Consider the following 26524-nt stretch of genomic DNA (forward strand, 5'->3'; position numbering starts at 1 on the left):
GCTCAGGCCGCCGGCACCGGGCGCGGGTCGCCGTGGAACACCTGGCTCGCGTGCCAGGCGCGGTGTTCCGGTGCGATGCGGCCGAAGCCCGGCTGCGGGCCGATGAGCGGACGGCCGGCGAGCGCGACGACGTGCTCGCCGGCCGCCGCGCTGTGCCCGACGAAGCTCTGCGAGACCAGGATGCGGTGGCCCTCGCCGACCCCCAGCACGCCCTTGTCGAGCAGCTTGTGGTGCAGCGAGCACAGGCAGAGCCCGTTCTCGACGTCATCGGGCCCGCCGAACGCCCACCACCGCACGTGCGCGGCCTCCAGCCCGACCGGCACCGCGCCGATCCGCCCGTCGTAACCGCAGAACGCGCACCGGTACTCGTACGCCGTCAGCACCAGGTCCCGCATCCGCCGGTCCCGCCGCCGCTGCACGGCCGACACCTCGACGACCTCGGCCTGCTGGAGCTCCAGACCGACCGTTTCGCACAGCTCGTCGTGGAGCGAGGGCGGGAAGTTGAGGTCGAGCAGCACCCGCGCCATCCGCCCGAGCAGCGACGGCTCCCGCCGCAACGCGGCCCGCAACTCCGGCGCCAGCCGCCCGGTCGCACCCGTCGCCCGCAGCTCCCGTACGCCGGTGCCGGGACTCCCCGCCCCACGGTCGGTGCGCACCTCCCACACCCCGTCGCTGACCAGGTGGTGGAAGGGGTACGCGGGCGTGGTCGGGTTGGCCGGCCCGTACTCGGCCAGCAGCCGCTTCAGATCCCCCTCCACGGCGCTGTACCGCAACGCGTCTCCGTCGTCCTGCTGGAAGCGCGCAAGCGCGTAGAGGACCAGCAGCGGTTTGTGCGGGGCACGGGTCCCGCTCCTGGTCCACTGCCTCAACTTCGCGGTGCGCTCCAGCCAGTCCATGACGGTGGATGGTACGGCCGGGCGTACGGGCTGCGGTCCACCGCCGGCCCGTACGCCAGCCGTACCCGGCGGCGGACCGCCTCGACTCAACTCAGCCACACCTCGCTCGTGGCGATCTTCTCCAGCTCGGCGGGCGTCAGCGCGGGGTCCTCGCGGGTGGCGGCGTCGTTCTGGTTCGCCGAGTTGAAGGCGGAGATCACGACCCGGAGCCCGTCGGGACGGATCGTGTCGACCTCCGTCACCTTCACGCCCGCGCCGCCCTTCTCGCCCGGCCCCTGGCGCGTGGCGACCTTCGTCCCGTCGGGGAGGACCTTCGCGTCGGAGCCGAAGAGGTCGCCCGCCTTCATCCCCGGCTGGACGTTGATCTGCACGAAGCTCCTGCCCCGGCCGTCGTCGACCACGAGGTACGCGTACTCCGTCTCCTGCTTCCCGGAGTCCTTCACCGACAGACGCTCGGGGAGCTGCGCGGTCAGCCTGGTCAGGATCTCGTCACCGCTCATGCCCTGCGGGGCCGGCTGCTCCTGCGCCGGCTCCTCCGGCTCGGGCAGGGCCGCGACGATCGGGCGCCACGCCTCGGCCCGGGCCAGCGTTTTCAGCCGGTCCTGGGACAGCGGCGGGGTGGCCCGGCTGACCGGAGCGCCCTTCTCCGCGGGCGCGTTCCACTCGTGCACCGAGATCCGGTAGCCCTGGGGCGTCAGCAGGTCCGCGTACCACCACTTGGTCTCCTCGCGGCGGTCCGGGTACTCCCAGCCCTTGAACACCAGGAGCCGGGAGCCGTCCTCCAGCGTGGTGGCGGTGCACCCCTCGAACCGGCTCAGGTTCGCGTCGGGGCAGGACAGGTCGCCGTCCTCCGGTTCCTCGCCGGGGCGCTGACGGCTGAGGTTCACCGCCAGGGCAGCCTTCCCGTGCCCGTCGTCGTACACGACGGATGCCCCCGCGTCGCGCTGCTCCGGCTGCCCCGGCCGCTCGGTGCGACCGTCCTCGGGCTCGCTGAGCTCCGCCTCCGGCAACAGCCCCTCAAGCGCCCTGACCACCTGCTCGTCAGGGGAAGCGGGCTCGGACGACTTCGCCGACGAGCCCACCGCCGCCCCGCTGCCGTCGTCCCGCGAGGCGTGGCCGACGCCCCCGGTGACGTACGACCCGCCGAGGCCGATCACGGCCAGCGCCGCGACACTCCCGCTCACCACGGCGCTACGACGCAGTACCTTCCGGCGCCGACCGCGCGCGATCCCACCGTCCACGAGGGGCCGCCCCGCCGCGGAGAATTCTTCCCCCGCCTGCCTCATCGCCACGACGAGCTCGTCCTCGAAGGCGTCATTTCCGGACATGCCGACACCACCACCGTCCTGTTGAAGAAAAAGAAGGAGAAGGGGGAGAAGAAGGAGAAGGGGGAAAGAGAAGAGAAACGGGTACGTGGCCGCCTCAGCGCGCGGACAGCTCACCGATGCTGCTGCCGAGCTGCTCCCGCAGCCGGGCCAGCGCCCGGGTACTGCGGGTGCGCACGGCCGCCGAGCTGACGTGCAGCGCATCCGCGGTCTCGGCGACCGACCGGTCCTCCCAGTAACGGAGCACGATCACCGCCCGGTCCTTGGCCGGCAGCCCCCGCAACGCGTCGAGAAGCGTCATCCGCAGGGCCGAGTCCCCCGAGGGCCGCTCCGCCCGGTCCGGCAGCTCACCACTGGGGCGCTCCCCCGCCGACCTGCGCCGCTGGTGGCCCAGATAGCACCGTACGAGCACGGTCTGCGCGTACGCCGCCGGATTCCCGACCCGCGCGATGCGCCCCCACGTCGCGTACATCCGCCCGAGCGTGTCCTGCACCAGGTCCTCGGCGAAGTGCGTATCCCCACCGGTCAGCAGACACGCCGAACGAAACAACGGCCCCATGCGGGCCTCCGCGAACTCACGAAAGGCCCCCTCACCGGCCTGCCTCATCCGCCGCCCTCCCTCTCCCCACACTCTTCTAGATGCGGTGGGGGGTGGGGGATGTTTCACTCCCCGCGGTGGGGGTGGGGATGTTTCACTCCCCGCCCGGACCGGCCGAGACGCCCTCCGGCCGAGGGCACGGTGACTCCGGCGAGTCCGGGCGTCGGTGGCTACGCCGGTGTTGCGAAGCCGGCGCTGAGCAGGCGGACGCTCCGCGTGAACTTCTCGTCCTGGCTCAGGCGTGGCGTCGACGGGCTCATGAGCAGGGGGAACCGCTCGCACAGTTCGGCGTAGCGCTCGGCGGTGACGGGCGGTGGCGCGGCGGGCTGGTTCTGCTCCTGGAGCACGAAGCCGGTGACGTGGCTGAGCAGGGTGTCGGCGGCGATGGCGCAGTGGTCGGCGGGGAGGCCGGCGTCGAGGAGGGTACGCAGCAGGCGTTCCATCAGGGAGAGGGCGCCGGTGCTGAGCGTGCCGGGGCTTTCGGCGAGGAGTTGGGCACCGCCGGGATGCTGCTTGATACTCAGGCGCAAGGCGGCGGCCTGGGTCGCGATGCGGTCCTGCCAGGTGGCGGTGGACGGCAGGGCGGCGAGGGCTTCGGTGCCGGCGTCGTAGGCCAGGCGGCAGACCCGGTCGGCCATCAGGGCGATCGTCTTCAACGTGACCACGGCGGCGCTGATGGTCATGACGGTCAACTGCGGGCTCGGCGTGGTCGGTCGCGACACCCTGCGTACGCGGCCCTTGCCCTGGGCGGCGATCGCGCCGACCGCGATCGCAGTCGGCGGCGTCCTGCTCCAGCTGGTCTGGTCCGGTGCCATGGACGCTCTGGACGCCGACCCCGCCAAGTCCGGCTGGTGGCGCGAGTTCACCTCGGTGTTCATGCAGAACGGCGGCCTCTTCGGCGGCCTGTGGAACCTTCTCACCCTGGCCGCCGTCGCCGCGCTCGCCCAGTGGTACTGGGGCGGCCCGCTCACCCTGTCCTTCTTCCTCGCCGGCATTCTGCTGCCCGGCCGCGTGGACGCCCTGCTCGGCCTCGGCGACGGCCCCAGCACCGACCCCCGCAACTTCGCGGACAGCTCCGGCGCCACCTACTTCCTGCGTGCCACCTACTTCCTGGGTGCCACCCTCGCCCTCGCCTTCCTCACCCGCACCCGCCTGCCCAAGGAAATCGCCCTGGCGACCGGTGTCCCGGCGCTCGGCCTCGCGATGTGGCTCGCCCAGGACAACGGCCACGGACTGGTGGCCGTCTACGGCTTCATCCTCGGCGGCGCCGCGTGGGCGGTGCGCAGCCGGGCGGCCCGCCCGGCACGCGGCCGCACGGCCTGACCGCGGTACTCAGGCGGCCGCTCGCGCACGGCGCGGCCTACGCGGGCTTGCGGGGCACGGCTTAGGACCACTGCGGCGGCCCGAGGGCGGAACGCGTCGAAGGGCCGAACCGCTGGGCGGTCATTGAGACGGTGAGGCGTTCATTTGCCTGACTCCGGGCCGTACCACTGCATGGCCTGGCCGGTGACGGCGGCGATACATTCGAAGTCGTGGTCGCGGTGCAGGAGAGTCAGCCCCTGAAGTTCCGCGGTGGCGGCAACGACGAGGTCCACAGCTCCGGCGCTGCGGTGTTGACCATGCTGGGTCAACAGCTCCTGCACTTGCCAAGCACGACCGTGCGGTGCGTCGCGGTGCGGTGAGCCGCGTGAAACGGCGCAGGAGACCGGGGCGAGCGGACCGGAGGGCTTCGAAGGGTCTCGTTGAGGCTACGAACGTCGAAGGCCCCCGCAGCAAGCTGCGGGGGCCTTCGACGTATTGCCCGGTGAGAGCAATGGCGGAGGATACGAGATTCGAACTCGTGAGGGGTTGCCCCCAACACGCTTTCCAAATGTTCGCCTGGGGGTCCGGCGGGGGATGGGGGCGTCCTGGCCTGGAGCGGAGCGGGGCGCCGGATGGCTGGTGGGCGATGCTGGACCGGGACGAACGAGACCAGAACTGAGACCAGCAGTGCAGTCGCTTACCGCGCGTAGAGGCTCACCTCGGCATGGCTTGTCCGGTAAGAGCCGCGATGAGGTCGTCGTGGTCGCGCTGCACTGCAGTGCCGCCCGCGCTTGGGCAGTAGAACCCGCACCTGCCACGCCCTGCACGTGCGCCCAGGTCGTGGCGACCGCACGCATCACAAGATGTTGACGTGCTTGAGACGGGTGCAGCGTAGGAGGTTTTCGGTCACGTGCGTGACCGAGATTCAATGATCTAGGCCGCCATGCGCCGCGCTCACCTTGGCATACGTGACGCATGGGAGGTAACTCTGCGAGCCTCGTCGCAGCAGGGCGGCCGGAGTAGTACACCATGCATATGACACTCGGCGCGACAGTCGCTAGCCTTGTAGATCGCATGCTTGGGGGTCGTAACACCTGGGGGGAGCTTTAATGCTGCATTGGCAGATGCTCTGCTATGGCGCTGCCGGTGGAGCGCTAGTGGCACTGGTGACGCTCTACAAGCACCTGCAGACGCGGAACCAGTGGCCCTGGAAAGTGAAGAACGGTCCAACGCCGCCGATGTACTTCACGGGGGAAGCCATACGCATCTTGTTAGGTGCTGGCGTGGCGTGGGGGCTGGCCGCAACGGATCAACTGGGCGTCTTCGGGGCGATCATGGTTGGTGCTGGGGCGCCTGCCATCCTCGATAAGTGGCAGCGGGCGGCGCCAGGGCTCGCGATGACTCAGCACGCAACGCTTACGGAAACATCTCAGCAATCAGGAGAAATAGATCCTGGCGTAACGAGAATGGCCGTAGGTCGTTCAACAGCTGAGGAAGGTGTCGTGTAGATCATGGGAACTCGCTTTTTGGATGCCCTGACCCACAGCGGTCCCGGGTACGAATTATCGCAAGAGGGTGCTTGGGATGAACCGCGTATGGGCGTCAGGCAACTCCTCGACGCAATAACTCATAGCGGCCCAGGCTATCTATTGCCATCCGTGACAGAGGCGAGTGAAATCGCTGCTCTGAAGCGACAGAAGATGAAGGATCTTAATGGCGTGCTGCTAGAAGGGTTTGAACAATTCTTCTACGCGAAGGGTCGCCTGGAAGCGATGGCGCGAGCGGGCAGCGTGGAGGAGAAAGAGAAACACCTCGAAGCGGCAATGGAATGCCTGCGCGTCTATCTGCGGCATGCGGATGGAGTGGTGGATCTGGCGATAGGGGCGGCGCGAGAGGGTCTTGGCCCACTCGACTTGCGGTCGAAGCTGATGTTGTACCGACTCGATCGCCTCCTCCGCAGGTTGAGGATCGCTATCCAGGGTTTGCTGACCGCTTTAGGCATGTCGGGAAAGCCCAGAGAGCAAATAACGCACCAATCGCAAGTGGCGGTGAAACGGGCAACTCGTTCCATGGAGGGTCTCTGCCACGCTACGGCCAGGTAGCAGTCCCAACCGCTACGCGAAAATCGCACCATGAGGACGACTTGCTGAGCAACAGGGTCGTCCTCATAGCGATTTTTGGGGAATCCAGAAATGAGCGATCCACTTTCCCGTTCTGATAATGGTGGATTTGATTAAGAGTCGGTTGGCGTGAAAGAATAGTTCAGCGTTTTAGCGGCCCTTTCTGCGAGCCGAAAAGGGCCCTTGTGTAGGCTGGGTCGATCGGCCAGCCTGATCGCCACCAGCGATAGTTGGGGACCATCGAAGCCGATACGGCGTGCTTTGGGACCCGTGATTGAGTGACGCCTGTCGAGCCCTGTGAGATGGCTGGCTCGACAACGACATCTGCCCGGTTGGGCGAGTAAGCCTGCGCGCAGTGCTAGACGCTCGGCGACCCTGGGTGAACAATTCAACGGTGGGATTCGGACACCGACGCGGTGACCGTGACGTGGATCAACTCATTGGCAGAGATGCCAAAGAAGTTCGCTATCATAATTCAATGCTGGAGAACTCTGATTATCGGGCCCCAGTCGTAGAAGTGATGGCTGCTTCGCTGGTCTGCCAGACTGAGACTGGGCCGAGCTGTTCCGGGACAAGGATCAACCCATGAACGGAGCAATGTCGAGGTGGGCACGCGCCGTGGCCGAGGCGGAGTTGAGCGAGGCACTTCCTCGTCGATGGGCGCACTCGCAAGGCGTCGCGCAGCGCGCGGCCGAAGTGGCTGGGGTTCTGCGAGGCGAGGCGGAGCTCTTGGCGTCCGCCGCTGTGCTGCACGATGTGGGCTACGCTCCGCGGCTGACCGTGACCGGATTTCATCCACTGGATGGCGCTCGGTTTCTTCGTGACGTCCACGCTGCGAATGAACGGCTGGTTCGGTTGGTGGCGAACCACTCGTTGGCCTTGCTGGAAGCTGCGGAGCGCGGGCTGCGGGACGTGCTGGAGACCGAGTTTCCCCTGCTTGAGAACAAGCTGCTCGTTGACGCCTTGGTCTACTGCGATATGACGACAACGCCCGATGGTGAGATCACTTCGGCAGAGGCCCGGCTAGCGGAGATCACCGCCCGGTACGGCCCTGACAGCCTGGTGGGACGATTCATCCGTCGGGCGGAGCCAGACATCCTTGCGGCCGTGAGCCGGGTGGAAGCAGCGTTGGCGGCTCAGCCCAGGTAGGGGTACGTGCCGGCGAGGTAGTCACCGATCTGCTGGCGCATGCTGGGGTGGATGTCGTAATCGTCCAGATCGCTCGGCTGGACGTAGCGGACGCCGTCGGCCTCGTTGTTGATCGTGGGCTCACCGCCTACGGGCCGGCCGATGTAAGTGTTCTCGTACTGCTGGCGGATCTCGCCGTCGGTGTAGGCCACGATGTGGTTCGGGTTCGTGTAGACCCCCAGGAAGCCCGTGACCTCGGCGATGATCCCGGTCTCTTCCTGGCATTCACGCACGGCGCACTGGGCCGCAGTCTCGCCGATGTCCTGGGCTCCGCCCGGCAGGGCCCATTGGCCGGTGTCCCGGCGGCGCTGGAGGAGGATGGCGCCGTTGTCGTCGACAACGAGCAGGTTGTTGGCGGGGATGAGTGTGTTCGCCTTGGGGGCCTTGGGGTCGTTGTAGTACTCAGTCCTGCCCATGCGGCGAGGGCCCCTCCTGGTCTGGTGTCCAGGGCCGTGCGGTGGCCCAGACAGCTTCGAAACTCTGAGCGTAGTTGTCGAACCAGCCCGCCGTGTCTGCTCTGCGGAGATGGAGGAGGGGGTTGGCGCTGGCCGGCTGGCCCCAGACGTGCGGGTTGATCAGAAGATCATTGTCGTACCGGAACATGGAGGTGTAGAGCGTGGTGTCGTGCAGCCTCACCTCGCATCCGGCCTCGGACAACAAGGGCCGGTAGTAGGTCAGGGAGGCACGGATCTTGGCGGCGAGTGTGTCGCCGATTCCCTCTTCGTGGCCCCGGATTGCTGCCGCCTGGCCCTTCGAGTCGCCGAAGCAGAGCCGCACTCGCACCCCGCTCGACGCGCGCTCGGCGAGCATCTTGGCGACGTGCGGGTTGGACTGGGCGAAGAAGGTGCCGGAGAATACGAGGACGCTGATCTGTTCCTGGGCGCTGTTGAGCAGCGACAGCCACGTGTCGCGCGGGACGCTCGCCCGGTTCTGGTAGGTCCCGATCAGCTCCTGTCCTGAACCTGCGAGTTGCTGGGGCGTGCTCGGCGCCGGTGCGGGCCAGAGGAACAGTTCCTCCACCCGTAAGTGCTTGGCCACGCGGAAGCGGTGGCGAGGATGGGGAACGCGTCCGCCGAGCCACCGGCCAACGGTCTTGGGGTCCACCTCGCAGACTTCGGCGAGTGATTCGGGTGGGATGCCGCGCTGGGCGAGCACGGAGTGCAATCGCTCGTTCACAGACGCCATACAAGCCGAGACCGGTCAGGAGCGGCAAGGACGTTTCGGGACGTTCCCCAGAAGGAAGGGGGCCATGACCGCTGTATTTACGCTGGAGGCATGGAGCTCATCGTCCTGTGGGACATCGACCACACCCTCATCGAGAACGCCGGGGTCAGCAAGGAGATCTACGCCGCCGCCTTCACGGCCCTGGCGGGAAGGGCGCCCGCAGGGCCGGCGCGGACGGAAGGGCGTACGGACCGGCTGATCATGCGCGACATGTTCGAGCGGAACGGCCTGGCCGAACCGGACTGGACCGCCATCGAGGGGGCGCTGTCCGACGCAGGAGAGGCGCGTCTCCAGGACCTCAGCCGTCGGGGAACAGCCTTGCCCGGCGTACGGGAAGTCCTGAAGGAGGTCTCTGTACGCAGCAGTTGGGTGTCGTCGGTGCTCACCGGCAATATCGCGGACAACGCCCGCGTGAAGGTCGCGGCCTTCGGCCTTGATCCACTCCTCGACCTGCCGGTCGGTGCCTACGGGGCCGATGCCCTCCAGCGCCCCGACCTGGTCGCTGTCGCCCGGGAGCGTGCCCAGCGGCTCCGGGACGCCCCGGATGGCGTGCCCGTCGTGCTCGTCGGAGACACCCCAAGGGACGTGGAAGCCGCACTCTCCACGGGCTCCGAGATCATCGCGGTCGCCTCCGGCGTCCACAGCGCCCAGGAGCTGGCAGCCGCCGGTGCCCATACGGTCCTGCCCGATCTGACGGACACCGGCCGTGTACTCAGGATCCTGGAGGGGCTCTCCGCACGCTGAAAACGTCCCAGGACGTCCTCGGAGCGTCCCGATACGCGGTGACGAGGTCCGTATCTGTCCCGCCAATATCAGGTCTCCCACCAGGCAAGCGCCTCGAAGGAGACCCTCGTGATCAGCGAAGTCACCGGGATCCGCAGGATCCGGATGCTCTACCTGCAGCTGCTCTACCGCTGCAACTTCGAATGCCTGCACTGCTTCCACGGCAAACGGCTCCAGCACGCCGACGCCTTCACCACGGACGAGGCGGCCAACCTCCTCACGCTGATGCGCGACGAGTACGGCACCGAGGCCGTCACCCTGCTGGGCGGCGAGCCGTTCGTCTACCGAGACCTCGCCCAGGTCGTCCGGTACGCCAAGCGGGACCTGGGCATGCAGGTCGAGATCTGCACCAACGGCTACCGCATCGAACGCCGGCTGACCGAGATCGCCCCCGACCTGGACCTGCTCCGGGTGTCGCTGGAGGGCATCGGTACGACCAACGATAAGATCCGGAAGTTCGGAAGCTACCGCAGTGCCCTGAGCGCCCTCGAAATCGCCCAGCAGCTCGGCGTCCGCACCGGCGCCACCATGACGGTCACCTCACGCAACATCGACGAGGTCCTGCCGCTCGCCCGCACACTGCAGCACTACGGGGTGGAGCAGCTGAAACTCTACTGCCTCCGGCCGGTCGGCAACGCAGCGGATCACCCCGAGCTCCTCGTCAACGACGCCACGGCCTACACCCGTCTGCGGGAGCGCCTGGCCTCGGCCGAGCTGGACATCGAGGTGATCCTCGACGAGGACCTGTCCGAGCTCGGTGCACCGGACGCCTGCCTCCCCGCCGGTGGCCCTGTGGAGATCGAGCGGATCGAGGCCGACCCGCGCGGCGCGCTCACCATGTCCTGCAAGGCCGTCGGCAAGGACTCGCACGCCTTCTGGTACGACAAGCTCACCGACCACATCGACCACCGGCCCTCCGCCACCGACGAACTCACCCTCGCGGTACCGGACGTGGTGTACGGACGTGTCTGACCCGGCATCGTTCGAGAGCGTCGAAGGGCTCCGCGGCACCGGCAAATCCACCCTCGCCCCCATGCTCGCAGCCGCCCGAGGCGCGGTACTGGTCCCCACCGTGCCGCCCACCTACCAGGCACTGCGGCAGGAGGTCGACCGGCTGGGAAACGTAGAGGCGCGCATGTGCTTCTACCTCTCGGCCCTGTTCACCGCCACCGATCAGATCCAGCGGTACCTGTCCGCCGGCATCCCGGTCGTCGTCGAAAGCTACTTCGCACGCTGTCTGGCCAACCACCGCGGTTTCGGAGCCAACCTCTCCGTGTCCCTGCCGCCGGGCATCCCGCGTCCCGTCACCCACTACCTCGTCTGCGCGGAGGACGAGCGCCAGCGCCGACTCGCCCGGCGCGACAAGCCTGTCTCGCGTTGGGACACCCTCGCCGAGATCACCGCAGACAAGATCACCGACGCCTACGCCTCGTTCCCAATGCACCGCGTGAACACCACCGGACTCACCCCTGACGAGGCACTCCGAGCCGTCCTGAGCACCCACCCGCAAGGAGAGCAACCCCGTGCAGACACCCAGCATGTGGCGGCACACCCTCACCTTCTTCCCCCAGTTCCACGCCGCGCTGAAGGAGCGTACGGAGCCTGACTCCACCGTGACGGTCATCGGCGCGAGCGACGGCAGACTCGTCGTGCCACTGGCCGCGGCCGGCTACCGCGTCATCGCCATCGAGCGCGACCCGCTCGCCCTCCACGGCGGCGAGGTCCAACTCCCGGGTGGCAGAACCGGTCACGCGCCGGGCATGATCGAGCGGCTGAAGCAGGAAGGGCTTCACGACCGTGTCCAGGTCGTGGAGGAGGACTTCCTCGCCTCCGAACCCGTCACCGCCCCCTGCGATGCCGTCTGGACGAGCTGCTCGTGGCATTACAGTGCCAACCACCACCGGCCGTTGGGCGAGTTCGTCGACCGCATGCAGCGCCTGGTCCGGCCCGGCGGTCTGTTCGGCGCGGAGTTCATGATGCCCCTCACGCAACGCCACCACGTGCTGGAGCACTACACATCCCCCGAGAAGCTGCGGCGTTACTTCATCGGGGACTGGGACGTCCTGCTCACACTGCGGACCAACGAGTTTACCGAGCAGGCGCACGTCGGACAGCTGCAGGACCACAACCACCGCATGGGCCTTCTCCTCGCAGCCCGCGCGTCCACCCCCTCCTAGAGCTACGGGAAGAAGGACATATGAAGCACGAGTACGAGGCCAAGTTCCTCGCCGTCGACGTCGACGGCCTCCAGGCCAAACTGACGGCGCTCGGAGCCGTCCAGGCATTTCCGCGCACCCTCCTCACCCGGAAGATCTTCGAGAACGACGCCCTCGAAGGCGGCGCCTGGGTCCGCCTGAGGGACGAGGCCACCCGCTCCACTCTCACGCTGAAGCAGGTCACCGACTCCACGACGATCGACGGCACCACCGAGATCGAGACCGAGGTGTCCGACCTGCACGCCATGGCCGAGATCCTCCGCAACGTCGGCCTGCGCGAAGTCCGCTACCAGGAGAACTTCCGCGAGGAATGGCGCCTGGGCGAAGTCGCCTTCGACTTCGACACCTGGCCGGACCTCCCCACCTTCGTCGAGATCGAAGGACCCGACGAGGCATCGGTCCGCCAGGCAGCAGCCCTGCTCGACCTCGACTACACCGAGGCACGATTCGGCAGCGTCGACGAGATCTACAAGAGCGAGGCCGGCAGGGACATCCTGGCCGAGCCCACACTCCTCTTCGCCGACGCCGACAAGCAGGCTTCGGCCAGGGCAGCTGTCCCGAGCGAGTGAACTTGGGGACCGAGCTGTGTTGATAGAACTGGCCGTGACGCCTCGGGTCATACCCGGCATCGCCGAGTTCGCGCGCGGCGGTCTGCCCGCCGCAGCAGACACTGACGACGGCAATACGTGGACTGACGGCTTCTGCTGGCTCTACTGCGGCCAGCGATGGACCCGTGTTCTATGGATCGGCCCGGTGAGTGTGGCGGGTGCCCAGGCGGCGATGTTCGCCTGCGGCCCGTGCATCCTCGTCTTGCAGGAGCAGGTCTGGCAGTCCCTCCTCCTTCACGACGAACCGACTCGCCCGCCACCTGTGAGCACGGCTTCTGCAACCGAGCAGCCTGAGGGGCGCCGCGTTGGAAAGCATCGCGCGCGGGGCGGCATGTTCCGTCGGGAGTGAGGCCGAGAACGGACAGTGGGCGCATCAGCGGCTGGGCCGGTCACCATGCGTGGTGACCGGCCAGGGCTTCGGCGTAGTCGGGCCTTATCCTTTTTGATCATGTGAGGCCGCGAAGGGTGAGGGCGCGGGTTTGGTCCCGGGCTGTCCGTCGGAGGCCGGCGGCGATGTTGCGGACGCCGACAAGGCGGAGGGCGGTGACGAGTGGATGCCGCACTCCGCGGCGGTCTTACGCGGGTCAGGGACCTGCGCAAGGCGTTCCAACAGGTCAAGGGATCTCCCTGGGGGCAGCTCCCGGGTGGCGGCCAAGTCGGTCAAAGGCGGAAGGAGTCAGAGATGATGCGTCGACAGGCACGGACTTCCCAGGATCACAGAGCGTAAAGAACTCCATGATCACGGGCGTCCGTGCCTGTTCTGCATCGGACCCCACCCAACCTGGCCATCCGTCAGGAAGCAGACGTCAGCCGACTACGCCGAAGCCCTGCCCCGTAGAACGCCTCCAGATGCTCACCACGTTCTCCCGGTCCGAGCCTGCGACTTGCGGGGAAGTCGACCGTTCGTGCGGCTACGTCGAGTTCGCAAAACGAGCTCTTCGAGCGCCCGCACGTCGCTAAAATGTCACCATGGAAGATTCTATCCCGCAGTTGGGTTTTTACAGCCTATATTCGCCCTGTCTCCTGTGCGTTGAAACGCGGGGCGAAGATGGAGAGGTTGGAATAGGGACGGCATTCCATATTGGCGACGGATACTTGGTGACCGCGCGGCACGTCGTTGAAGGTAGAGAGCTAACGAGTCTAATTCCGGCGAGCTACGGTTCTGTGTCTCTAGAATCTGTAGAGACCATATATCCGTCCGATCCGACGGTAGACCTCGCCATACTTAGAACGGATTTCTCACTTGAGCACTATATGCGCGGAGTGCGTTTTTGGGGGCGAGATGATGTCAAAAAGGTCGACCATATCGAGATCGGAGGGCATCTAAACGATTGGATTGGCGACTCTATGGTTCTGATGAAGGTGGTGGCATTCGGCTATCCACCGATTCCAACTTCACCGGATCCGCGCCTAGTCGCTGTTCGAGGCGAGGTTAATACGGTCATTGATCCGTATGTAGGATCGCGCAACCCTCTCTTTATTATATCCCCAATGGCGCGTGGCGGCTTCAGTGGAGGCCCCGTCCTTACTGAGGACGGATGGTTGCTGGGGGTCGTCACTTCCTCCCTGCTTACGGACCATGCTGCCCCCGAGCTCGGCTATGGGGCAGCCTTGACGATCGAGCCACTCTGGGAAATGCTTTTTGAGAACAAGATATTTCCCGCCTCTAATATCAACTTGATGTTCGAGATGAGACATGCCTGGCAAGTGGATGAGGATTTCTTCCCTGCAGGTAAGCTGCAGCAACTTAGCGATTAGAGTGTCAAATAAGGGGAGATCTATTTTCACTCCGGCTGCGTGCGCGGCTCCCTGCGTCAGGCCATGACAGGCCAAACGGGACTCGCCGCAAGGACCAGTCCGCGAACCTCGGTAGCTCCCCATTCGGCAATGAGGCACTTACCTACTGTGTGAAAGGTTGCCCCCGTAGTGAAAATGTCGTCCATGAGCAGAACTCTTTGGCCTTCGACGCTTTGACGTAGCTGCAAAGCCGCGTGCTGTCGCGCAACGTCCATTTTTGCAGACCATTTTTCGCCAGCTGACTTGTCGGTCTCGTGTTTCTTGGTCAGCACCGGACTCGAGGGATTAGCTATCGGCCAACGCCCGCGAACATCCTCCGAATACGCCGATTTCATCATAACTTCAATACTCCTGATGGTTCGGCGCGGAATATGGCTGGGTTGTTTCGGGCTGCTGGCGAGTCTCTGGGGATCTGACTCTCCTGTCGGGTTCAGCGTCGGTGGCGGCTCGGCTGGCTCGTGGGCCCTGTGGTCGTCTTCGGCTGGGCGGCGGGGGAGGGGGCGCCCAAGACCGATGCGCTGATGCTTCGCAGTCGGGCTGCCTCGGCGCGGCGATTCGGTGCAGGGTTGCGGCTGGTGTGTTGGATGCGGGTGATCAGGACACGGGCCGGTTGGCGGGCTGTGCCGAGCTCTCGGCGGGCGGCGGCTTCTTTGAGGAGCTGGTGGGGTTTGTGGCCGCTGGCTTCGGCGTCGGCGAGGACGGTGGCGAGGGCGGGCCAGTCGGGGTCGGTGAGGATCCGCTCGGCGTGTTCGGGGACGGCTGCGCGTGCGTCGTTGGCGAGAGTGCGGCGGGTCCCTTCACCGGGGCGTCGGGCTTCGAGTTCGGTGAGCGTCGGAGCGAGCGCGGCGTCGGCTGCCGACTGGAGGTGCTGGACGGCTTGGCGGGCGGCGTCGGCCTGGTGGGCATGGCCCTTGGCCTCGTGCCAGCGTGCGGCGAGGATGGCGGCCCAGAGGAGTGCGGCGGTCAGGGCTGCGAGGGCGCTGCCGTCGGGGCCGGTGGCGGTGTGTGCGATGTCGCGGGCGGCGGTCCGCAGGGCATGGGCGGCACGGTCTTCGGCTCGGACCTGTGACCGCTGGGCCCGGGCGAAGTCTGCACTGGCTGAGCGCAGTTGAGCACGATGGTCGGCAGGTGCTGCTTGGGCAGTGGCTTCGAGCAGTTCACCCAGCGCGCTGATGTTCGCCTGTGTCCGTGCGTCCTCGTCGGCGTTCGTGGTGGTGGTCTCTGTGTGGAGGGTGTCGAGGGTTTCGGTGGCCTGATGCCAGGGGGTGTTGGGTCGGTTGCGGCGGGCGGTGGGGTGTTCCTCCGGTGCGCTGGTTTCCAGGCGGGCCTTGAGTTTGGGCAGGGTGAGGTCGGGGGCGATCTTCCCGCCGGGGTGGTAGATCTGCCCGCCGTCCTTGTTGAGGTCGCCGGGACGGCCGACGGCGTAGCCGAGGAGGTCTCCGGAGGGACCGCGGCGGGGCTTGACCAGGATGTCGTCGGCTTCGAGGTAGGCGAGGAGTTCCTCGGCGCTGGTGGCGTGCGGGATGGCGGATCGGATGCGGTCCTGGAGCCACTGGCGGCTGGTCTGCTCCCAGCCGAGGCGCTCGGCCTTGTGCATCTCGGCCTGGGTGGGGCGGCGCCCGGCGGTGCGATCGCCCTTCTTCAGGCGGCGCAGCCCGTAGTCCTTCTCAATCTGACGGCACTCCTCGCCGACCCGGATGCCGCTGTCGTGGAGTTTGGGGCGGCGGCCGTCTTCGCGGACTGTGGTGGCGAGGATGTGGATGTGGTCGTCGGCGTGGCGTACGGCGATCCAGCGGCAGGCCAGGTCGTCGCCGTCGGGGGCGATGCCGGCTGCCTGGACGATGCGCTGGGCGATGTCGGCCCACTCGGTGTCGGAGAGGTGGCGGTCTTCGGGTGCGGCGCGGACGGGGCAGTGCCAGACGTGGTCGGTGACGGGCTTGCCGAACTCGCTGTTCCGAAGGTGAACGGGTTCGTCGAGGTGACGGGCGAGATCGGTGAGGGTGGCGTTCTCGTCGCGTCCGGGGTCGGGCATGCCCAGCATGGCGAATCCGGTCACCAGGTGCGGGTCGAGGTGTTCGTCGTGCCGGCCGGGGCCGTAGAGGTAGGCGAGCAGGCCGCGGGTGTTGGCTCCTGCGGGTTTGATGGCGGCGATCATCCGGTCAGACCTCCGTCGGGTCAGTGGGCCGACGCAGGGCTTCGGCGATCAGGACGAGCAGGTGGTGGAGTTCGTCGAGGCGCTGACGGATGTCGGGCGGCGTGAAGTCGCTGTTGAGCGCGCGGGCGATCTGGTTGACGTTGACGCCGATGCGGTTGAGCTCGCGCAGCACCTGGGCGCGGAACATATGGGTGCGGCGACGGTCCTCGGATAGGGGAAGGTTCGCGGTGAACCGGCCGGTGACGAAGGCGAGGACGATGTCGGCGGCGAAGCCGGATTCCCCCTTGTAGCCGTGCTCGGCGACGGCCTCCTGGAGGGCGCCGTGCTCGTCGGCGGTGAAGCGCAGCGGGCCGACGCGGACGGTTCGCTTGGTGCCGGTGAAGCGGCGGATCGCCGGCTGGACGCTCTGCACATCGCGCTCACCGGCCGTCGGCTCGGCGGTGGGCGTGGGGTGAAGGATCTGCTGCTGGACGGTACGGAGCTCGTCCTGGTCGGGGCCGCCCTCGGCCCCGACCTCCCGGTCCGGCGCCCCCTGGCGCTGGCCCGTCTCCGCCACCCCCGGGGCGGAGACCCCCGAAGACCGGCCATGAGTCGGACTCGGGGTACTACTGGCTCCGCCAGGAGCCGTCCGTCCGAACGCCCGCCGCAGACGTTCCTTCAGCGTAGGCGCCTTCGTCAGTGTCAGCGGCGAGCCTATGTCGGCGTCGGGGAGATACGGGTCATGGGTCACGGATAGCGCTCCGGAGAAGTGCGGGCGGGATGAACGGCGTGCGGGGCCACGGCTACGGCCGTAACTGGGAATGAGCTATCAGGCGGAGGCGCGGGAGGGATCGCCCTGACCGGTGGCCGGAGGAGTTCCGGCCACCGGCTGGCGGGAGATCAGTCAACGTTCCGACCGGCGCCGGGTTCCGACCGGAGGATTTCCATGACCTCGGTCAGCCTTTGGCCGCCGACCGTGTGTCCCTTGTCCCGTATGGCCTGTTGGACGATGCCCCGGGTGAGCTTGCGCTTCTCGGCCGCAGCGATCCGCCCGATCTCGACCAGTTCCTCGACTGTTGCGCTGACCGGCCGGCCGCCTCGCGCAAGGCTCTTCGAGATCCCGGGCGGCGCGATCCGGTGGCCGGATGCGGTGGCTTGCGTTTGTTCGATGGATGCGCGCGGCAGGGCAGGCGATTCCGACGTCTCGACGGAACCGGTCGCGGGGCAGTCGGAAGCCCGGTCGACCAGTTGGTGGATCTGCCGCATCAGCACTCCGAAGGCCAGGAGGGCTGCGGTCGGAGGGACTGCCGGGACCACGTAGTCGAGCAGGGGTGCGACATTCTCGTGGCCTGTGCCGCTCACTCCGGCCACGTTGAGCGCAATGGATCCGGCCGATCCGATGGCGGTCAGACCGACCGCCCACCAGTCGGTCACCCGGCGAAGGCCGGCGCGGAGCATCAGCAGTTCGCCCGAGACGATGAAGGCGTCCAGGGTCGCGGGCCAGGCCCATTGCCGGACCGGAGAACTTCCCAGTCCATGCTGCCCGGCTACCTGGGCGAGGTGTGCGTAGGAGAGCCAGAAGCCGCCTGCGGTGAGGGCGATGATGACGGTTCCGGCCGCGGCGAGGGCGTATCGCTCGGCGGCGTGCTGAGGCGTTGCTTCTCGCCTCGTGTCCCGGACGCGGCGGGCACGGGGCGTCTCGTGAGCCTGCTGGGGGGTGTCGTGAGGTATGGCGGATGTGGTCATGCGGGGGTTCTCCGAGGTGGTTCTGTGGAGGCGATCACGGCGTTCACGGAGGGCGCGTACACGTGAGCCCCCTTCTAAAGGGGGGCTCACGCGTGAACGCTGGCGGGCGTGTACGGCGTGAACGATCGCGTGATCGTCTGACCTGGGGTTTCGTTCGTGACGTGTACGCCTGCGGTGCGGCGTGGGCCGGTGGCCGGGGGGAGGGGTGCGTGTACGCCCTCGTGTACGGTCCCGGCGTCCGGCGCTGGGATCAGGAGACGGCGCCGATATGGCGGACCGAGGCGCGGTAGCGGGTCTGCTGGCCGCCTCCGGTGCCCCCTGCGGCTCCTTCGGCCTTGTCCGCGAGACCGGCCTTGACGAGGCGGTCCAGCGTGCGCCTGGCCTTCTCGGTGGCGGAGCGCTCCGGGTTGTTCTGTCCGCTCTGGACCATGGCGAGTTCGCGCACGGTCAGGCCGTCGGGCCGCTGTCGCAGGATGGCGACTGGGTCGAGGGCCGGGTCGAGCGTCGAGGTGCCTCGTTCGTGGTCGTGGATGACCTGGAGGGGGCCGATCTCGCCGGTGGGGGTTTTGAGGTGGTGCAGGGTGACGGCGAGGTCGCCGGCCTCCCCGGAGACGAAGAGAACGCTGCCCGCGCCGGAGGTGATCCACGTGGAGCCGTAGACCCGGTCCAGTGTGGGCTTCTGGGCGCGTGGGGTGCCCTCGGTGGCCTTGCGCTGGTGGTGGAGCTCCATGATCTCGACGCCGTTGCGCATGGCTCGCTGGCGGGCATTGTTGTAGGCGACGCCGAGGGCGTCGTCGACCAGCGTGCTCACCGCGTCCTTGAGGCTGTCGATCACGATGGTGTCGGCCTGGTGAGCGGCGGCGAGGTCCGCCAGGAGGTCGGGCTCCTTGTCCAGGCTGGCAGGCAGAGGGCCCTGCCAGACAGCGAGACCGTCGCGGAGGCGTTGCTCTTGCTCGGGCCCGACGCTGCGGGCCATGGCGCGGGCGATCTGCTTGTACCGGTCCAGTGCCAGGTACAGCACTCGCCGACTCGGTGCGACCGGCATGTCCAGGACGCTGTCCGCCAGGCCGAGGCGGGCGAGGATCACTTGATGCGCCAAGGTGGTCTTCCCGACGCCGGGCGCTCCGACGATCATCAGACTTTCGCCAGAGGACCAGGCCGTCTGCTCGCGCGTGCCCCACAGCGGCTCCGCGTCGGCGCCGGTCTCGGTGACGAATCGCCATCCGTCGGTGATGAAGCGGGAGAGTCGGCCCTGGCCGGAGGCGAGTGCGCGCTCGCGCTCGATCCGGACCTCCGACTCGACGTCGCTCCGGATGGCGTCCGGGTCGGCACCCGGCTCCATCGTGCGCTGGGCGGTCCGGATGCCGGAGGCGCGCAGGCGGCGCAGGTCGGCCGTCCGGCGCACGATGCCGGCGTAGTAGACGACGCTGCTGACCGAGGGGACGGCGTCGGCGAGGCGGTGGACGTGCATCGCTCCCCCCACCCGTCCCAGGTCGTCCTGTGCGCGCAGCTGGTGAGACAGGGCGATGGGGTCGGTCGGCTTGTCCTCGCCGTGGAGAGTGAGGATGGCCCGCCAGACCGTTTCGTGGGCGGGGCGGTAGAAATCGGCCGGGCCGAGCAGCTGACGTACTTCGTCGATCACCGCTGCCTGGTACATGCAGGCCCCCAGCACGGCAGCTTCGGCGTCCACGTCGTGGGGCGGAACCGCGGTCACGTCGCCCGCCGGGGGCTGGCGGTCGGCTCCTGCCAGGTGTGGCGCGTTCGGCCGGGGGTCGTCCATACTGGACATGGAACTCCTCAACTTGCGGGGCGTACGGGACGGCGAATCCCAGGCCACGCGGGTCAATCGTTCAGGGATGGGCGGTTACGAGAGTTCGTGCTTGGCCCCCGACGTTCGTAGCGTCGGGGGCTTTTTGCGTTCGCCCACGTTCGAGGGCGAACGCCTACAGTACCCGACGTTTTCGGAAGCGCAACGGTTGCATTCCGCTCCGGAATGGTGTTTAGTTTTCATCATCGCCCCGGCTGTCCGTCGGGCCCTGCAAGGAGGCGCAGTGATGAGCAGTGACGAAGGCGCCTCCCGCGCGGGGCCGGAGCGGCCGCTGGCCGAAGATCACGTCGCGGAGCGCATCAAGCTCGAACGCGAAGCTCGCGGCTGGAGCACGGTCACACTTGCCGAGCGGATGGCCGAGACCGGCCACCCGGTCAACCAGTCCGCGATCTGGCGCATTGAGAGCGGTAAGCCCCGGCGACGGGTCAACCTCGACGAAGCGCTCGGCTTCTGCAAGGTCTTCGACCTGACCTTCGACGAGCTGACAAGCCCGCCCGGCCAGCTCGCCAATCCGCTGGTCCGCCGCCTGGTCGGCGAGTACGTCGCGAGATGGAGAGAGTGGCGGGCCCTGGGTAAGGAGATGCAGCGCATCCAGGACGAACTCGCGGAGTACACGAAGGCGAACCCCAACCAGGAAGACATGGTCAAGGCCCTACTGACCCACGAGCTGGCCGTTGCCTCGAACGGCGAGTTCCATCACCACCTCGGTGCCCCGACACGGCTCCGCAGTTACCTCGGCGAGCGCATGGACGCGCCGACCGAACAGAGCTGACGCGACCCCTCGCTGCTACGAACAGCGAGGACTCGTCGCGTCCAGCTTCATCTCTTCACGCCCATCCCTGAACGACTTGCCGGCCAACCGGGATTCGCCGTCCCATGGCCCGCCAGGAGAGGACCCTCCCTTGCGCCGAAACGATCTTCCGCTTGCCCAGATAGCCGACCTGCTGGACGTCCCCGAGGACGACCTGCGGAGCCTGCTGGCCGGACGGCGTCCCCCTGAGGGGGACACCACCCTCGTCGCCCTCACCGTCGCCGAGGCGGCGCGACGCATCGGTGTCGGCCGCACGAAGCTGTACGAGTACGTCACCTCCGGCGAGATCGCCTCGGTGAAGATCGGAAGCTTGCGCCGTATCCCAGCGGAGGCGGTGAACGACTTCCTGGCCCGGCGCCTCACGGCCGGCGACTTCGGGGCCGCAGCATGACCGGGGGCGGGATGGTGAAAGGCCGTCAGCCCAACGGCGCCTCGTCCATCTACCTCGGCAAGGACGGACGCTGGCACGGCCGCATCACCGTCGGCGTCAAGAACGACGGCTCGCCGGACCGGCGCCACGTCAGCCGCAAGACCCGCGCGGAGGTCACTAAAACCGTTAGGGAGCTGGAGCGGCAGCGGGACAAAGGCGCGGTACGCAAGGCCGGTCAGAGCTGGACGCTCGCGACCTGGCTCACCCACTGGGTCGAGAACATCGCAGCGCCGAACGTCTCCGAGAACACCATCGACGGCTACCGCGTCGCGGTGAACCACCACCTCGTCCCCGGCCTGGGCGCCCACCGCCTGGAGAAGCTGGAGCCGGAACACCTGGAGCGCTTCTACAAGAAGATGCAGGAGACCGGCAGCGCCGCCGGCACGGCCCATCAGGTGCACCGCACTCTCCGTGCCGCTCTCAACGAGGCCGTGCGCCGGGGGCACGCCATCCGGAACCCGGCGACGATCGCGAAGGCCCCGCGCCTCGAAGAAGACGAAGTCGAGCCGTACTCCGTCGAGGAGGTCCAGCGCCTCTTGGCGGAGGCAGGGAAACACCGCAATGCGGCCCGCTGGGTCATCGCCCTGGCCCTCGGTCTCCGGCAGGGCGAGGCCCTCGGCATGCAGTGGACCGACGTCGACTTCGAACTCGGAGTCATCCGCGTCCGACGAGGCCGCCTGCGGCCCCGCTACGAGCACGGCTGCGGCAACCGCTGCGGGCGCAAGCCCGGCTTCTGCCCGCAGAAGATCAACGTCCGACGCGAGACCAAGAGCGTGAAGTCACGGGCCGGTCAGCGGCCCATCGGCGTTCCGGACGAGCTCATGACCCTGCTCCGCCGACACAAGGAGGAACAGGGCCGAGAGCGCACTCTCGCTCGGGACCTCTGGACGGAGAAGGGGTACGTCTTCACCTCGCCGGTCGGCGAACCCCTGAACCCGAACACCGACTTTCACCGGTGGAAGGACCTGCTGAAGGCAGCGGGGGTGCGCGACGGCCGTCTTCACGACGCCCGTCACACGGCGGCCACGGTTCTGCTCATTCTCGGGATCTCCGATGCTGTCGTCGACAGCATCATGGGCTGGGAGCCCGGTAAGTCCGCTCGGATGCACCGCCGTTACCAGCACATGACCAGTCCCGTCCTGCAGCAGACCGCCGCCAAGATTGGAGCCCTGCTGTGGGCCGCGCCTGCGGACGTGGCGGTGCAGGCCGAACTCGGGTCCGCCGGGAGCTCCGGCTCTACCTCGGTCGACTCAGCGGTCTACCTCGCCGACCTCGGTGGCCGACGTCTGGCCTTTGCCTCCCGAGAGCACGCGGAGCAGGTGGCTGCGCAGTGGGGCGAGGACCGGCCCGGTCGAGCGGCTCGGGTCGAGGAGATGGAGCGGGAGCAGTGGGAGGTCGGGGCGGGCGGCGGCACCCAGTCGATCCGCCACGCGATCCCTGACCGCCGGATGGTGCACCACGCCCACGCCGTGTTCCTGGCAGGCGGCGAACGGCTCAATGTCGGAAGTCCTGCCCGATGGTCGACGTGGGCATGGGACTTCGAGCCCGACCTGTACACGGACCTGCCGGTGCGCTGGCACACTTCGCGTCGGCCCGGCCAGGAGATCGAGGCCCACGTGCGTGGCACGGGCGAGGACGCGGTCGCTGCTGCATTCGTCGACGCCTGCGCTCAGGCCGTGGCTCGCGCACGAAACCCTGACACCTACGGTGATCCCGAGAACTGACGACGCCCCGTTGGCGCTCGGCGTGGAGCCCTCAGCTGCTCTGTCGTCGACATGAGTGGGCAGCCAGGGCCATCCGGTCGTGACGCCTCCCGCCCAGCTTTGGTGGGGCGGGAGGCGGCATCTGCTGAAGAAGGTTGAGGCAATACCTACACCCTTAATTTTCCGTGTGATATTTTTCGGCCTATGGTTAATGGTGAAGTGGCGCGCATCTGCGATGCCACGGCGTATCTCTGTGAGCCCCTCCACGATGCCTTCGCATACGCCCATCAGCGGCACAGCGAGCAGCTGCCAGAGCTGCAAGGGCCCTCGCACGGCTGGCTGCGCAGCCACATGGTGCGCGGACTGGTTCATCATCGGCTCCTGAAGTCGTCGCTGGGGCCATGGGCCCTCAGCGGGAATCACAGACGCAACGGCGAGCTGTGGCTGACGGACAGCGACTATCGAGTCCGGCTGCTCCACGGGTTCAGTGATGACCATGTGCCACCGCCTGGCAGTAACCACGCCCGGCGTGCGTACTATCGCAACCTGCCGCTGCCGGCCGCGTTCCAGGTGCCGGCCTTCGGTCCCGAGAACAACAAGCTTTTGATCTTGTGGAGAGTGGGCCGTGACGGCGCGCCGAGATTCCGAGTGGTTCGCACCACTGGCACGTGGAAGTTCGGGGCTACCGCCGAGGTCGACCTAGACTTCCCGCTGATGCCTACCGCAGACGAGCTGCGGAAACTGCGCTTCGAGCCGCAAGATGACAGCATCGAACTGGACCTGCCAGACAGCGAGGAGATGGGCGATGCGGACGGCACTGGAGGCTTCCCCTGGTGAGCGACTGCGTACCCTGCGGGACCTCCTGGGACTGACCGGTGCAGCCCTCGCAGACATGTCTGGAGTGAGCGCCACCTGGATCTCCAACGTGGAGCGAGGTGAGCGTGAGGCCACGGAGGACAAGCTGCGCATGATCGCGGAAAGCACCGAAACGCCAATGCGGTTCTTCTCGGTAGCTCCCTCTTCGGTGCCGCTCGACTCCCTTCGCTTCCGCAAGATGTCCACGGCCAAGCGGTCCGTCACTCGCAGAGTCTCCGCGCTGTACCAGGAAGGGTTTCGGGTTACCGAAGACATCACATCCTCAACCAGGTACCCGGCTCCGCCCCTGCCCTTTGCCACTGAGAACGAACTTGATGACGAGGCCATCGAGTACCTGGCCGAGCAGACTCGAGTCGCCCTTCGGCTAGCTCCCGACAAGCCGATTCCGCACCTCACCCGCGCCTTGGAGCGCTCCGGTATCGCGGTAACCCCTCTGGTCCTCCCTGATCCCAACGGTGAGACCGCGAGTACGACCAACAGGCACTTCGGTATGAGTTACTGGGCAGGCATCGGCGAGCACGCTCTGGTTGCCTACTTCCCTGGCTCCAGCGGCGACCGCGACCGCTTCACTCTCGCTCACGAACTCGGTCACCTCGTCCTGCACACCTTCCGCCCCCACGCCGCTGACGCCGAAGGTGAAGCCAACCGCTTCGCCGGCGCCTTCCTGGTCCCGTACGAGCGCGCGAAGGATGAGCTCACCGATCGGCTTACCCTGGAGAACTACGCGCGTCGCAAAGCTACATGGGGTGTCTCAATTCAGGCTCTCATCATGCGGGCTGCAGCTGTTGGCAACCTCACTGAGAGCCGCAAGCGCTCTCTATACGTGCAGATCTCGCAAAGAGGGTGGCGCAAGGAGGAGCCCGTCGAGGTCGGCCGTGAGAGCCCCCTCCTCTTGTGGACCCTTCTGGTCCGCGAGTACGGATCCCGCCCCTACCTGCCAGCTTCTGATCAGCTCGCCATCCAACCCACCATCCTGCGCTCTCTCGCCCCCGAACCGAACCGCCCGACGGATCGTCCCGCTTCCGAAGAGAGCAACGTCGTGAGCCTCGGAGATCGACGGCAGCGGCGACCAGCACTCAAGGTGCTCTGACTCCACGGGACGGGCGTCGTGGCCCCGCTTGCGGACGGATCAGGGGGCCGTCGCCGCCGCGCGGCTGGTGCGACCAAATCAGTCGCATCAGACGGATCAGGTGTTCTGTCTCTTTCCGGCTGGCGTTCCTGCTTGGCGCGTCCGGGAGGCCAGAGGCTCAGTCGATCCCTCCCTGTGCGTGGAGCAACTGAGACCAAAACTGAGACCACCAACGTCGAAGGCCCCCACCGCAAGCGGTAGGGGCCTTCGACGTATTGCCCGGTGAGAGCAATGGCGGAGGATACGAGATTCGAACTCGTGAGGGGTTGCCCCCAACACGCTTTCCAAGCGTGCGCCCTAGGCCACTAGGCGAATCCTCCGCGGCAAACAATACAAGACGTTGAGGAGTGCTCGCGAACCCGTTCCCCGGGGAGGGGGTCCGGGGGGTCGTGGAGGGGTTCGTGGAGGTGGGGGAGGTGGGGGAGGTGGACTTGCGGGGGTGGGGATCGGTTAAGGTGGGCGTCAGCCCCTCACGTGGCGCTATCTGACTGAACTCCCCCAGGGCCGGAAGGCAGCAAGGGTAGGTTGGCTCTGGCGGGTGCGTGGGGGGCCCTTGCGTGTCCGGGGGCCGGTGGAGGCCCGGGGCGGGGCCGGTTGTCAGTCCGCCCCGATAACCTCGTATGTGTGTCGTCCCTTGCGCTGTACCGCCGCTACCGCCCCGAGTCATTCGCCGAGGTCATCGGTCAGGAGCATGTCACTGACCCGCTCCAGCAGGCCCTGCGGAACAACCGGGTCAATCACGCGTACCTGTTCAGCGGCCCGCGGGGCTGCGGCAAGACGACCAGTGCGCGCATCCTGGCCCGCTGTCTGAACTGCGAGCAGGGGCCCACGCCCACGCCCTGCGGGGAGTGCCAGTCGTGCCAGGACCTGGCGCGCAACGGGCCGGGATCGATCGATGTGATCGAGATCGACGCCGCTTCGCACGGTGGCGTGGACGACGCCCGTGATCTGCGGGAGAAGGCGTTCTTCGGGCCGGCGTCGAGTCGTTACAAGATCTACATCATCGACGAGGCGCACATGGTGACGTCGGCGGGGTTCAACGCCCTGCTGAAGGTGGTGGAGGAGCCGCCGGAGCACCTGAAGTTCATCTTCGCGACCACGGAGCCCGAGAAGGTCATCGGCACCATCCGGTCGCGTACGCATCACTACCCGTTCCGGCTCGTCCCGCCGGGGACCCTGCGCGACTACCTCGCCGAGGTGTGCGGCAAGGAGAACAGCCACGTGGACGAGGGGGTCCTGCCGCTCGTCGTACGGGCCGGTGCCGGTTCCGTGCGTGACTCCATGTCCGTCATGGACCAGCTGCTCGCCGGCGCGGCCGACGAGGGGGTGACGTACGCCATGGCGACGTCACTGCTCGGGTATACGGACGGCTCGCTGCTCGACTCGATCGTGGACGCCTTCGCGGCGGGCGACGGGGCAGCGGCCTTCGAGGTCGTGGACCGGGTCATCGAGGGCGGCAACGACCCGCGCCGGTTCGTCGCCGACCTGCTGGAGCGGCTGCGCGACCTGGTGATCCTGGCCGCCGTGCCGGACGCCGGTGAGAAGGGGCTGATCGACGCACCGGCCGATGTCGTGGAGCGGATGCAGGCCCAGGCGTCCGTGTTCGGGGCCGCCGAGCTGAGCCGTGCGGCGGACCTGGTCAACGAGGGGCTTACGGAGATGCGCGGGGCCACCTCGCCGCGGCTCCAGGTCGAGCTCATCTGCGCCCGGGTCCTGCTGCCCGCCGCCTTCGACGACGAGCGCTCCCTCCAGGCCCGGCTGGACCGGCTGGAGCGGGGCGCCTCCTTCGCGACGACCGGCCCCGGGCCCG

Annotated in this window: 27 protein-coding genes, 1 tRNA gene, 1 other RNA gene and 1 pseudogene; 18 read left to right on the forward strand and 12 right to left on the reverse strand. The window is 67.5% G+C overall.

Annotated elements, in window-relative coordinates:
• Positions 1-2 precede the first annotated feature (2 nt).
• From E6R18_RS25930 to E6R18_RS25945, 4 genes are all read right to left on the reverse strand, one after another.
• On the reverse strand, positions 3-896 hold the full coding sequence (locus tag E6R18_RS25930) for a phosphorothioated DNA-binding restriction endonuclease (RefSeq protein WP_136319319.1): 894 nt from the start codon (positions 894-896) through the stop codon (positions 3-5).
• Positions 897-982: 86 nt separating this feature from the next.
• Complete coding sequence (locus E6R18_RS25935; RefSeq protein WP_136319320.1) at positions 983-2224, reverse strand: hypothetical protein; 1242 nt, start codon at positions 2222-2224, stop codon at positions 983-985.
• Positions 2225-2318: 94 nt separating this feature from the next.
• On the reverse strand, positions 2319-2828 hold the full coding sequence (locus tag E6R18_RS25940; RefSeq protein ID WP_136319321.1) for a SigE family RNA polymerase sigma factor: 510 nt from the start codon (positions 2826-2828) through the stop codon (positions 2319-2321).
• Positions 2829-2989: 161 nt separating this feature from the next.
• Positions 2990-3502, reverse strand: coding sequence for a TetR/AcrR family transcriptional regulator C-terminal domain-containing protein (locus E6R18_RS25945; protein ID WP_136319322.1), 513 nt, complete (start codon positions 3500-3502; stop codon positions 2990-2992).
• On the opposite strand from E6R18_RS25945, the gene E6R18_RS25950 reads away from it, so the two are divergent.
• Positions 3477-4142: a hypothetical protein gene (locus E6R18_RS25950; protein WP_136319323.1), complete on the forward strand. Its 666-nt coding sequence runs from the start codon at positions 3477-3479 to the stop codon at positions 4140-4142. The two genes, E6R18_RS25945 and E6R18_RS25950, sit on opposite strands and share 26 nt — an antisense overlap.
• A gap of 140 nt (positions 4143-4282) precedes the next feature.
• Here the strand turns inward: E6R18_RS25950 and E6R18_RS25955 are convergent.
• Positions 4283-4474, reverse strand: a pseudogene (locus E6R18_RS25955) (VapC toxin family PIN domain ribonuclease); the annotation flags it as partial.
• A 756-nt stretch (positions 4475-5230) separates the two neighbouring features.
• Between E6R18_RS25955 and E6R18_RS25960 the strand changes: the two are divergent.
• From E6R18_RS25960 to E6R18_RS25970, 3 genes are all read left to right on the forward strand, one after another.
• Positions 5231-5629 (forward strand): hypothetical protein, encoded by a 399-nt coding sequence (locus tag E6R18_RS25960; protein WP_136319324.1) that lies wholly within the window; start codon positions 5231-5233, stop codon positions 5627-5629.
• Positions 5630-5779: 150 nt separating this feature from the next.
• Positions 5780-6223 (forward strand): hypothetical protein, encoded by a 444-nt coding sequence (locus tag E6R18_RS25965; RefSeq protein WP_136319325.1) that lies wholly within the window; start codon positions 5780-5782, stop codon positions 6221-6223.
• 603 nt (positions 6224-6826) lie between these two features.
• Complete coding sequence (locus E6R18_RS25970; RefSeq protein WP_136319326.1) at positions 6827-7390, forward strand: HD domain-containing protein; 564 nt, start codon at positions 6827-6829, stop codon at positions 7388-7390.
• Here E6R18_RS25970 and E6R18_RS25975 read toward each other — a convergent pair.
• Complete coding sequence (locus E6R18_RS25975; protein ID WP_136319327.1) at positions 7378-7845, reverse strand: NUDIX domain-containing protein; 468 nt, start codon at positions 7843-7845, stop codon at positions 7378-7380. The two genes, E6R18_RS25970 and E6R18_RS25975, sit on opposite strands and share 13 nt — an antisense overlap.
• A complete protein-coding gene (locus E6R18_RS25980; protein ID WP_136319328.1) occupies positions 7832-8605 on the reverse strand; it encodes an XRE family transcriptional regulator in 774 nt (257 codons plus the stop codon). Before E6R18_RS25980 ends, E6R18_RS25975 begins: the two co-directional genes overlap by 14 nt.
• Before the next feature lie 99 nt (positions 8606-8704).
• Between E6R18_RS25980 and E6R18_RS25985 the strand changes: the two genes are divergently transcribed.
• The 7 genes from E6R18_RS25985 (at position 8705) to E6R18_RS26020 (ending at position 14018) form a co-directional block, all read left to right on the forward strand.
• The gene (locus tag E6R18_RS25985; protein WP_136319329.1) at positions 8705-9397 is read left to right on the forward strand and encodes a haloacid dehalogenase-like hydrolase; all 693 of its coding nucleotides are present in this window, start codon (positions 8705-8707) and stop codon (positions 9395-9397) included.
• 108 nt (positions 9398-9505) lie between these two features.
• Positions 9506-10408: a radical SAM protein gene (locus tag E6R18_RS25990; protein WP_136319330.1), complete on the forward strand. Its 903-nt coding sequence runs from the start codon at positions 9506-9508 to the stop codon at positions 10406-10408.
• Positions 10401-11042 carry a hypothetical protein gene (locus tag E6R18_RS25995; RefSeq protein ID WP_240799855.1) on the forward strand — a complete coding sequence of 214 codons (642 nt, stop codon included), beginning with the start codon at positions 10401-10403 and terminating at the stop codon, positions 11040-11042. Before E6R18_RS25990 ends, E6R18_RS25995 begins: the two co-directional genes overlap by 8 nt.
• Positions 10960-11613 carry a class I SAM-dependent methyltransferase gene (locus E6R18_RS26000; RefSeq protein ID WP_136319331.1) on the forward strand — a complete coding sequence of 218 codons (654 nt, stop codon included), beginning with the start codon at positions 10960-10962 and terminating at the stop codon, positions 11611-11613. The genes E6R18_RS25995 and E6R18_RS26000 overlap by 83 nt, the downstream gene beginning before the upstream one ends.
• A 20-nt stretch (positions 11614-11633) precedes the next feature.
• Entirely contained in the window at positions 11634-12221 is a 588-nt protein-coding gene (locus tag E6R18_RS26005; RefSeq protein ID WP_136319332.1) for a class IV adenylate cyclase, read from the forward strand.
• 16 nt (positions 12222-12237) lie between these two features.
• A complete protein-coding gene (locus E6R18_RS26010; protein ID WP_136319333.1) occupies positions 12238-12609 on the forward strand; it encodes a hypothetical protein in 372 nt (123 codons plus the stop codon).
• A gap of 620 nt (positions 12610-13229) precedes the next feature.
• Positions 13230-14018: a serine protease gene (locus tag E6R18_RS26020; protein WP_136319334.1), complete on the forward strand. Its 789-nt coding sequence runs from the start codon at positions 13230-13232 to the stop codon at positions 14016-14018.
• 469 nt (positions 14019-14487) lie between these two features.
• On the opposite strand, the gene E6R18_RS26030 is transcribed toward E6R18_RS26020, so the two are convergent.
• From E6R18_RS26030 to E6R18_RS26045, 4 genes are all read right to left on the reverse strand, one after another.
• A complete protein-coding gene (locus E6R18_RS26030) occupies positions 14488-16212 on the reverse strand; it encodes a mobilization protein (protein WP_136319336.1) in 1725 nt (574 codons plus the stop codon).
• 4 nt (positions 16213-16216) lie between these two features.
• Entirely contained in the window at positions 16217-16768 is a 552-nt protein-coding gene (locus E6R18_RS26035; RefSeq protein WP_136319337.1) for a MobC family plasmid mobilization relaxosome protein, read from the reverse strand.
• A gap of 323 nt (positions 16769-17091) precedes the next feature.
• A complete protein-coding gene (locus tag E6R18_RS26040) occupies positions 17092-17937 on the reverse strand; it encodes a DUF2637 domain-containing protein (RefSeq protein WP_136319338.1) in 846 nt (281 codons plus the stop codon).
• A 250-nt stretch (positions 17938-18187) separates the two neighbouring features.
• The gene (locus E6R18_RS26045; RefSeq protein ID WP_276607271.1) at positions 18188-19726 is read right to left on the reverse strand and encodes a DnaB-like helicase N-terminal domain-containing protein; all 1539 of its coding nucleotides are present in this window, start codon (positions 19724-19726) and stop codon (positions 18188-18190) included.
• 265 nt (positions 19727-19991) lie between these two features.
• Here E6R18_RS26045 and E6R18_RS26050 point away from each other — a divergent pair, with 265 nt between their 5' ends.
• From E6R18_RS26050 to E6R18_RS26070, 5 genes are all read left to right on the forward strand, one after another.
• Positions 19992-20537, forward strand: a complete 546-nt coding sequence (locus E6R18_RS26050; protein WP_136319339.1) for a helix-turn-helix transcriptional regulator — start codon at positions 19992-19994, stop codon at positions 20535-20537.
• 130 nt (positions 20538-20667) lie between these two features.
• On the forward strand, positions 20668-20967 hold the full coding sequence (locus E6R18_RS26055) for a helix-turn-helix domain-containing protein (protein WP_136319340.1): 300 nt from the start codon (positions 20668-20670) through the stop codon (positions 20965-20967).
• 11 nt (positions 20968-20978) lie between these two features.
• Positions 20979-22730 carry a tyrosine-type recombinase/integrase gene (locus E6R18_RS26060; protein WP_240799856.1) on the forward strand — a complete coding sequence of 584 codons (1752 nt, stop codon included), beginning with the start codon at positions 20979-20981 and terminating at the stop codon, positions 22728-22730.
• Positions 22731-22913: 183 nt separating this feature from the next.
• The gene (locus E6R18_RS26065) at positions 22914-23546 is read left to right on the forward strand and encodes a hypothetical protein (RefSeq protein ID WP_136319342.1); all 633 of its coding nucleotides are present in this window, start codon (positions 22914-22916) and stop codon (positions 23544-23546) included.
• Complete coding sequence (locus E6R18_RS26070; RefSeq protein WP_136319343.1) at positions 23515-24675, forward strand: XRE family transcriptional regulator; 1161 nt, start codon at positions 23515-23517, stop codon at positions 24673-24675. The genes E6R18_RS26065 and E6R18_RS26070 overlap by 32 nt, the downstream gene beginning before the upstream one ends.
• A 271-nt stretch (positions 24676-24946) precedes the next feature.
• On the opposite strand, the gene E6R18_RS26075 is transcribed toward E6R18_RS26070, so the two are convergent.
• Positions 24947-25034: transfer RNA gene (locus tag E6R18_RS26075), tRNA-Ser, on the reverse strand.
• 141 nt (positions 25035-25175) lie between these two features.
• Here E6R18_RS26075 and ffs point away from each other — a divergent pair.
• Positions 25176-25272, forward strand: an RNA gene (gene ffs, locus E6R18_RS26085) — signal recognition particle sRNA small type.
• A gap of 66 nt (positions 25273-25338) precedes the next feature.
• Positions 25339-26524 (forward strand): DNA polymerase III subunit gamma and tau (locus E6R18_RS26090; protein ID WP_136319344.1); only part of this gene is annotated, 1186 nt, incomplete at its 3' end.

Origin of the sequence: Streptomyces sp. A1277, from assembly GCF_004795015.1 — a bacterium.
Taxonomy (GTDB): domain Bacteria; phylum Actinomycetota; class Actinomycetes; order Streptomycetales; family Streptomycetaceae; genus Streptomyces.